Source organism: Pseudoalteromonas sp. AWM4_233 (assembly GCF_056158285.1).
Window position 1 is genome coordinate 1 of the sequence record NZ_JBSWSZ010000063.1, and the last position, 2,462, is coordinate 2,462.

Sequence of the window (2,462 nt, forward strand, 5' to 3'; positions counted from 1 at the left end):
TACGTATTGCTAAGGTTAACGACGGTTAGATTCACCTCTTACACAGCACCTCTTTACAGGCCTGTACCATGTTGTCGTACACTTCAAAATGACCAGCGGATAAGTAATCCATCATGATCTGACAAAAACTTTGGATCTGCACTTGGTCAGGCAGTGCATGATCGTTTTGTTCGAATGGCGCGAAGCCTGCTAATTTACAAAACTGTAATAACAATTCCTGACGCTCAGTTAACCATGCATCGATAACGCTGTGACTACCACCCCATTTTTGTTGGGCTTCTTCAAATCTTGATAACATAGCGAACTCCTTTAGCGTGTTGTTTCCTCTATAAAAAGAAAATCTAGCTCAAAGGTCAACCATTTTTTTCATTATTTGTTCAGGTTTGCTTGTAAGTTATTGAAATTAATCGGTTAAGAATTTTTGTGGTTGTGGGCATAAAAAAACCACCCGAAGGTGGTTTATCAATTGGTTTAGCAGTTTTTATTTTTATTAAAATTAAAAGTTATTTTTATTATTAAAGGTGTTTTGTTGTTATTTTTTTAACGCGGGGGAAGTTATACCAAGCTTTTTTTGTTGTTGCAAATAGTTTAACAAGATGTTTTTTAATTTTTTTGCTTGTCTTTCCATAAGTGGTTGAAGCGTTAGTGGTTTAATCTAGATCATGACAAATCACTTTGCTTGGGCGTTTAGATAGAGCCTGCGCATAATTAGTGATACAATTTGCGCAATTTTTTAGGCTTTGGAATCGAGATACGCTATGAGCGAATTGAAAAACGATCGTTATTTACGTGCGTTAATGAAACAACCTGTTGATGTAACGCCAGTATGGATGATGCGTCAGGCTGGACGTTATTTACCAGAGTATCGCGCAACACGTGCGCAAGCTGGTGACTTTATGAGTTTGTGTAAGAACGCAGAATTGGCAGGTGAAGCACATCTTTAGCCCCATTGCATCTGGAGTAGTTAAGATGTCGCTGAACAGAATTGCCGCGTCTAACGGGTAGCGGACGAAGTGGTTGTAAAGTAACTTCACATGCCAATTCTGCGTTCTTACACAAACTCATAAAGTCACCAGCTTGCGCACGTGTTGCGCGATACTCTGGTAAATAACGTCCAGCCTGACGCATCATCCATACTGGCGTTACATCAACAGGTTGTTTCATTAACGCACGTAAATAACGATCGTTTTTCAATTCGCTCATAGCGTATCTCGATTCCAAAGCCTAAAAAATTGCGCAAATTGTATCACTAATTATGCGCAGGCTCTATCTAAACGCCCAAGCAAAGTGATTTGTCATGATCTAGATTAAACCACTAACGCTTCAACCACTTATGGAAAGACAAGCAAAAAAATTAAAAAACATCTTGTTAAACTATTTGCAACAACAAAAAAAGCTTGGTATAACTTCCCCCGCGTTAAAAAAATAACAACAAAACACCTTTAATAATAAAAATAACTTTTAATTTTAATAAAAATAAAAACTGCTAAACCAATTGATAAACCACCCGAAGGTGGTTTATCAATTGGTTTAGCAGTTTTTATTTTTATTAAAATTAAAAGTTATTTTTATTATTAAAGGTGTTTTGTTGTTATTTTTTTAACGCGGGGGAAGTTATACCAAGCTTTTTTTGTTGTTGCAAATAGTTTAACAAGATGTTTTTTAATTTTTTTGCTTGTCTTTCCATAAGTGGTTGAAGCGTTAGTGGTTTAATCTAGATCATGACAAATCACTTTGCTTGGGCGTTTAGATAGAGCCTGCGCATAATTAGTGATACAATTTGCGCAATTTTTTAGGCTTTGGAATCGAGATACGCTATGAGCGAATTGAAAAACGATCGTTATTTACGTGCGTTAATGAAACAACCTGTTGATGTAACGCCAGTATGGATGATGCGTCAGGCTGGACGTTATTTACCAGAGTATCGCGCAACACGTGCGCAAGCTGGTGACTTTATGAGTTTGTGTAAGAACGCAGAATTGGCATGTGAAGTTACTTTACAACCACTTCGTCGTTACCCGTTAGACGCGGCAATTCTGTTCAGCGACATCTTAACTATTCCAGATGCAATGGGCTTAGGTCTGTACTTCGAAACAGGTGAAGGCCCTAAATTTGAACGCCCAATCAGCTCTTTAGCAGATGTTCAAAAGATCCCTAATATCGACCCTACTGACGAGCTTGGCTATGTAATGAATGCGGTAAGCACCATTCGTCGTGAGCTGAAAGGTGAAGTACCACTTATTGGTTTTTCTGGTTCTCCTTGGACGCTAGCTACTTATATGGTTGAAGGTGGTTCGAGCAAGACGTTTGGTAAGATTAAAAAGATGGCTTTTGCTGAGCCAAAAACACTTCACCTATTGCTAGATAAAGTCGCTGATTCAGTAATTGATTACCTAAACGCACAGGTTAAAGCAGGTGCACAATCGCTTATGATCTAGCAATACGTAACGGTCCAGGTTACA

1 protein-coding gene and 3 pseudogenes are annotated in these 2,462 nt (G+C 38.3%); 2 read left to right on the plus strand and 2 right to left on the minus strand.

From position 1 onward, the window contains the following. Window positions 1-49: 49 nt before the first annotated feature. A pseudogene (locus tag ACXAC4_RS19910) lies at window positions 50-298 on the minus strand (Rsd/AlgQ family anti-sigma factor); the annotation flags it as partial. A 532-nt stretch (window positions 299-830) separates the two neighbouring features. On the opposite strand from ACXAC4_RS19910, the gene ACXAC4_RS19915 reads away from it, so the two are divergent. Beyond that, on the plus strand, window positions 831-944 hold the full coding sequence (locus ACXAC4_RS19915) for a uroporphyrinogen decarboxylase family protein (RefSeq protein WP_475164930.1): 114 nt from the start codon (window positions 831-833) through the stop codon (window positions 942-944). On the opposite strand, the pseudogene ACXAC4_RS19920 reads toward ACXAC4_RS19915, so the two are convergent. Then, window positions 930-1,203, minus strand: a pseudogene (locus tag ACXAC4_RS19920) (uroporphyrinogen decarboxylase family protein); the annotation flags it as partial. The gene ACXAC4_RS19915 and the pseudogene ACXAC4_RS19920 sit on opposite strands and share 15 nt — an antisense overlap. Before the next feature lie 614 nt (window positions 1,204-1,817). On the opposite strand from ACXAC4_RS19920, the pseudogene ACXAC4_RS19925 reads away from it, so the two are divergent. Further along, a pseudogene (locus ACXAC4_RS19925) lies at window positions 1,818-2,435 on the plus strand (uroporphyrinogen decarboxylase family protein); the annotation flags it as partial. Window positions 2,436-2,462: the final 27 nt, after the last annotated feature.